Source organism: Streptomyces sp. KR55 (assembly GCF_052245645.1).
GTDB classification, from domain to species: domain Bacteria; phylum Actinomycetota; class Actinomycetes; order Streptomycetales; family Streptomycetaceae; genus Streptomyces; species Streptomyces flavusporus.
In genome coordinates, this window is the sequence record NZ_JBQQCE010000567.1 from 1 (window position 1) to 5,632 (window position 5,632).

Consider the following 5,632-nt stretch of genomic DNA (forward strand, 5'->3'; position numbering starts at 1 on the left):
CAGGCGGTAGCGGTCGTCGAGGCGGTCGAGGAGCTGTTCGACGCCGAGGACGCGCATCCGGACGGCGGCGAGTTCGATGGCGAGGGGGAGGCCGTCGAGGCGCCGGCACAGGCGGACGACCGCGGCCCGGTTGGCGGGTGTGAGCCGGAAGCCGGGGACGACGGCGGCGGCGCGGTCGGCGAAGAGGGCCACGGCCGGGTTGGCGTCGGCGGCGGAGAGGTCGCCGTCGGGGTCGGGGACCGGCAGGGGACGTACGTCCAGGAGGTGTTCCTCGGTGAGGCCGAGGCAGTGCCGGCTGGTGGCGAGGACCCGGACGCCGGTGGTGCCGCGCAGCAGGGCGGCGGCCAGTTCCGTGCAGGCGCCCAGCAGATGCTCGCAGTTGTCGACGACGAGGAGCAGTCGCCGGTCCCGTAAGTGTTCCACCAGCGCGTCCAGGGGTGGCTGTGCGGAGTGGTCGTGCAGGCCGAGGGCGTCGGCGGCGGTGAGCGGTACGAGTGCCGGGTCGTGCAGCCCCGACAGGTGCACGAACCGCACGCCGTCCGGGAAGGCGCGGGCGACACGGGACGCCAGGCGTCCGGCCAGCCGGGTCTTGCCGACGCCGCCCGGGCCGGTCAGCGTGACCAGGCGGGCACGGGCCAGCAGTTCGCGGCCTTCGGTGAGTTCGGTCCGCCGGTCGACGAAGCTGGTCGTCTCGACCGGCAGGTGACCGTCCCGGTGCGGCGCTGATCCGCCCATGATCAGCCAATCCTCTGGGGTGGGGGGAGGGTTCGCCCTTGCGCGGACTGCAACTCTCCCCCGACTCCTACATATATGCACGTTCCGCTCACACCGACGGGTGCACTTTGCCGGGGTCGGCACCGGGTGAGGACGTCGCGCGTACACTGCGCGGACGCTCAATTCCCTGTCTGGCAGCCGTTTTTCGTTTGCTTTCGGCCACCGGTTCCCGGCCGACTCTTGACCTGGCCATGCCAGGCACCCACGATGAGCGCCACACCCGCACCAGTACGTCGTACGTCGCACGGAAGAACCACCCCCACGGCTCCACTCCCCCACTTCCGGAGACCCCGGAATCACTGGAGAAACAAGGAGATTTCATGCGACTTCGCATCCGCGGCTCAGGCGCGCGCAACGGCAGACGCACCGCCGTGTTCGCCGCCCTGCTGGCCCTCGCCCTCGCGGCCCCGATCTCGGCGACGACCACCGACGCCACCGCCGACGGGGCGGACAGGGCGTCGGCCTCGGCGGACGACATCCGCCAGTACGAGATCCATATGCACTCGACCGCCAAGGACCGTACGGCACTTCAGCGGTCGGGCGTGACCGTGGACGAGGTCCACGGTCACGGGGTCGTGATCTCCGGCCGCGCGGACCAGGTCAGGAAGCTGCGCTCACAGGGCTACGAGATCACCGCACTCGGCGCGGTACCCGACCGGTCGGCCGGTGAGGACGACATCCGGCTCTACGACTTCCCCTCCGGCGACTCCCGCTACCACAACTACGCGGAGATGACGAGCGAGATCAGCTCGGTCGTCTCGGCGAACCCGGGCATCGCGAGCCAGCGCGTGATCGGTACGTCGTACCAGGGCCGGAACATCGTCGCCATCAAGATCAGCGACAACGTGGCGAGCGACGAGTCCGAACCGGAGGTGCTGTTCACCCACCACCAGCACGCCCGTGAACACCTCACCGTCGAGATGGCGCTGTATCTGCTGCGGGAACTGACCTCCGACTACGGCACGGACTCACGCGTCACCAGCATGGTGAACAACCGGGAGATATGGATCATCCCGGACCTCAACCCGGACGGTGGCGAGTACGACATCGCGACCGGCTCCTACCGGTCGTGGCGCAAGAACCGGCAGCCCAACTCCGGTTCCTCGTACGTCGGTACGGACCTGAACCGGAACTGGAACTACCGGTGGGGCTGCTGCGGCGGGTCGTCCGGCTCGCCGTCCTCGGACACCTACCGGGGCTCGGCGCCCGAATCCGCGCCCGAGGTCAAGGTGGTCGCGAACTTCGTGCGCAGCCGGGTCGTCGGCGGGACACAGCAGATCAAGGCCGGCATCGACTTCCACACGTACAGCGAGCTGGTGTTGTGGCCGTTCGGGTACACGTACTCCGACACGACCACCGGGATGACGGCCGACGACCGGAACGCCTTCGCCGCGGTGGGGCAGAAGATGGGCGCCAGCAACGGCTACACGGCTGAGCAGTCCAGCGACCTGTACATCACCGACGGGTCGATCGACGACTATCTGTGGGGCTCTCAGAAGATCTTCGGGTACACCTTCGAGATGTATCCGTCGTCCGCGTCCGGGGGCGGGTTCTACCCGCCCGATGAGGTGATCGAGCGGGAGACCTCGCGGAACCGGGATGCGGTGTTGCAGCTTCTGGAGAACGCGGACTGTATGTACCGGTCCATTGGCAAGGAAGCCCAGTACTGCAGTTAGTCGGCGTCCTCTTCGAAGTAGGCGTCGAGGACCTCGTCCAGCTGTGAGTCCCACTCCTTGTGCTGGGACTTCGACTTGGCCTCGATCTCGATGGGGTACCAGCGGCGGTCCGGCGTGTGCACGGTCACGGTGAACCGCTTGCCGAAACGCGGGGACTCCGTCTCGATCGCGCCGATCTCGTCCCAGCGGAACTCGCACTTCTCGTCGTCGAGGCTCAGGCGTACGCCCCTGGCGTCGGCGACGATGCGTGCGCGGCGGTCGGCGGCCTCGAAGACAGGGCCGTCGGCCGCCTCGGCATCCTCGGCGTCCTGGGCCTCCGAGGCTTCCTCCGCCGGGGTCTCCTCGGGGGCCGCGTCCTCGACGGGGGCCGCCTCCTCGGGCTCGACCGCGTCCTCGGGCCCGGCGTCCTTCTCCGGCGCCGTGAGCCCGGGGATGTGGGCCGGGTTGACGCCGGCGTCCAGGGGCTGACTGCTCGTACCTATGCGCTGCTCCACAGCGGAGCAGTATGGTCGACGATCCTGTGTCAGAGACAGTCAGCCCCTACTTCGTTATACGAAGATGCTCAATGCGGCCGCCACCACGAACCCGGCGACGGACAGCACGGACTCCAGCACGGTCCAGGTCTTGAGCGTGTCCCGCTCGCTGATGCCGAAGTACTTGGCCACGATCCAGAAGCCGCCGTCGTTGACGTGCGAGGCGAAGATCGAGCCGGCGGAGATGGCCATGATGACCAGCGCGACGAAGGCCTGCGAGTGGTCGCCCTCGGCGAGCAGCGGGGCGACGATGCCGGCCGTCGTCACGATGGCCACCGTCGCCGAGCCCTGGGCGACCCGCAGCACCACGGAGATCAGGTAGGACAGGACGATCACCGGGAGGCCGACGTCGTTGAACGTGTCGGACAGGGCCTGGGCGACGCCGCTCGCCTTGAGGACGGCGCCGAAGACACCGCCCGCGCCGACCACCAGCAGGATGTTGCCGACCGGCTTCAGGGAGGAGGTCGACACCGTCTCCAGGGACTTGCGGGACCAGCCGCGACGGATACCTAGGACGTAGTACGCCAACAGCAGCGCGATGGTGAGCGCCACGAACGGGTGCCCGAAGAACTCGATCACCGAGCGCAGGGTGGAGGGGTCCAGGGCGATCGACGAGAACGTGGCGGCCAGGATGAGGATCAGCGGCGTACCGATGATGGCGAGGACCGTGCCGAGGGCGACCGGCTGCTCGCGGGGCTCCACGCCCGCCGCGCGCTGCTCGGCGAGGACGGCCTGCTTGGCCTCGCCCGCCGCCTCGACCATGTCCTGCGGTACGGCGACGAAGATGCGGCGGCCGATCCACGCCGAGAACGCCCAGGCGGCCAGCACCGCGGGGATGCCGCAGACGATGCCCATGAGGATGACCCAGCCGAGGTCCACCTGGAGGAGACCGGCGGCGGCCACCGGGCCCGGGTGCGGGGGCAGGAACGCGTGGGTCATGGAGAGGCCGGCCAGCAGGGGCAGGCAGTAGAGAAGGATCGACTTGCCCGAGCGCTTGGCGGCGGCGTAGACGATCGGCGCGAGGACGAAGATGCCGACGTCGAAGAAGACCGGGATACCGAAGATCAGGCCCGTGAGGCCCATGGCGAGGGGTGCACGCTTCTCGCCGAAGAGGTTGAGGAGGCGGGACGCCAACACCTCGGCGCCGCCGCTGACTTCGAGGATCGCGCCGAGCATGGTGCCCAGGCCGATGATGATCGCGACATGGCCGAGGATGCCGCCCATGCCGGACTCGATGGTGGAGACGGCGTCCGAGCGCTGGACCGTGCCGAAGAGTTCGGTGACCGAGAGGCCGGCCAGCAGGCCGACGACTATGGAGACGGCGAGGAGGGCCACGAAGGGCTGGAGCCGGGTCCTGATGATCAGGAAGAGGAGGAGGGCGATGCCGATCGCGGCGACGGTCAGGAGGCCTGCCGTGCCGTCGATGAGGAGGAGCAGTCCGCCGGTGTGGGGTGGGGTCTCCGCGGGGGCGGATGCGGCGAGCGGGAGGGACAGTGGGGACATTTATGGGTCCTCTGCGTAAGGACATACTTGGGGGTCTGGGAGGTGTCCCCCCAGAGGGCACAGCCGGGCAGGGCGGATCGCGGCACGGCGCCCCGGTGGGTGCCATGCCGTTGACGAACGTGCGGGAGTGAGGGGGCGTCAGCCGAGCACGGCGAGCGCGTCGATCTCGATGAGGAGTCCGGCGGGCAGACCGACGTAGACCGTCGTGCGCGCGGCGGGCGGCTGGGTCAGGCCCTGCGCCTCGAAGTACGCGTTGTAGATCTCGTTCATCTCGGCGAAGTGGGCGACGTCCGTGAGGTAGACGCGGATCATCATCACGTCGTCCCAGGAGGCGCCGCCCTCCTCGAGGATCGCCTTGACGTTGGCGAGGGTCTGCAGGGTCTGCTCGCGCAGGGTGGGGCCGGCCGGCGTCGGGGGCTTGCCCTCCTCGGCGGGCAGGAAGCCGACCTGGCCGGCGACCTGAAGGATGTTGCCCTTCTTCACGCCGTGGGAGAACTTCGCGGGCGGGTTGGTGTGGGTCTTGGGAGTGAGGGCGGTCTTCTCGGTCATACGACGTCCTTGGTCGGGGTCCTACCGGAGTACTCGCCGCTGATCGCGTCCGCGGTGCGGCGGACCAGCGGGAGCAGGGTGAGGAGTTCGTCGGCGGTGACGACGACGTTGGGGGCGGACACCGACATCGCGGCGACGACCCGGCCGTCGGCGCCGCGGATGGGCGCCGCGACGCAGTTGATGGACTCCTCATGGCCACCGAGGTCGGTGGCCCAGCCCTGTTCGCGCACCTTCGTGAGTTCCTTGAGGAAGGCCCCGGCGTTGGGGGTCGAACGGGCCGTGTACAGGGGGTAGTCGAGCTTCTCCGCGACGGCCCGGCGTTCGTGCTCGGGCAGGTCGGCGAGGAGGAGCTTGGCGACGGCGGCGACCGTGATGGCGACCGGTTTGCCGATCCGGGAGTACATGCGCACCGGGTAGCGGCTCTCCACCTTGTCGATGTAGAGGACCTCCTCCTCCTCGTACACCGCGAGGTGCACGGTGTGTCCGCACTGCTCGTTCAGCCGTACGAGGTGGGGGTGGGCGATCTCCCGGATGTCGAGGTTCTCCATCGCCTACTGGGCGAGCGCGAAGAGGCGAGCGCAGAGGCGGTAGCGCTGG

5 protein-coding genes and 1 pseudogene are annotated in these 5,632 nt (G+C 69.1%); 1 reads left to right on the plus strand and 5 read right to left on the minus strand.

The genetic code is table 11. The features are described 5' to 3' along the window. Positions 1–735: ATP-binding protein (locus tag ACTWQJ_RS45380; protein ID WP_443312237.1), on the minus strand; the 735-nt coding region annotated here is incomplete at its 3' end. A 359-nt stretch (positions 736–1,094) separates the two neighbouring features. On the opposite strand from ACTWQJ_RS45380, the gene ACTWQJ_RS45385 reads away from it, so the two are divergent. After that, entirely contained in the window at positions 1,095–2,450 is a 1,356-nt protein-coding gene (locus tag ACTWQJ_RS45385; RefSeq protein WP_443312238.1) for a M14 family metallopeptidase, read from the plus strand. Here ACTWQJ_RS45385 and ACTWQJ_RS45390 read toward each other — a convergent pair. The 4 genes and pseudogenes from ACTWQJ_RS45390 to ACTWQJ_RS45405 form a co-directional block, all read right to left on the minus strand. Continuing rightward, complete coding sequence (locus ACTWQJ_RS45390) at positions 2,447–2,944, minus strand: hypothetical protein (RefSeq protein ID WP_443312239.1); 498 nt, start codon at positions 2,942–2,944, stop codon at positions 2,447–2,449. The two genes, ACTWQJ_RS45385 and ACTWQJ_RS45390, sit on opposite strands and share 4 nt — an antisense overlap. A 54-nt stretch (positions 2,945–2,998) precedes the next feature. Then, positions 2,999–4,486, minus strand: coding sequence for a GntP family permease (locus tag ACTWQJ_RS45395; RefSeq protein ID WP_443312240.1), 1,488 nt, complete (start codon positions 4,484–4,486; stop codon positions 2,999–3,001). A 138-nt stretch (positions 4,487–4,624) separates the two neighbouring features. Then, positions 4,625–5,035 carry a RidA family protein gene (locus ACTWQJ_RS45400; RefSeq protein ID WP_443312241.1) on the minus strand — a complete coding sequence of 137 codons (411 nt, stop codon included), beginning with the start codon at positions 5,033–5,035 and terminating at the stop codon, positions 4,625–4,627. Continuing rightward, positions 5,032–5,632, minus strand: a pseudogene (locus ACTWQJ_RS45405) (IclR family transcriptional regulator); the annotation flags it as partial. The pseudogene ACTWQJ_RS45405 and the gene ACTWQJ_RS45400, both read right to left, overlap by 4 nt.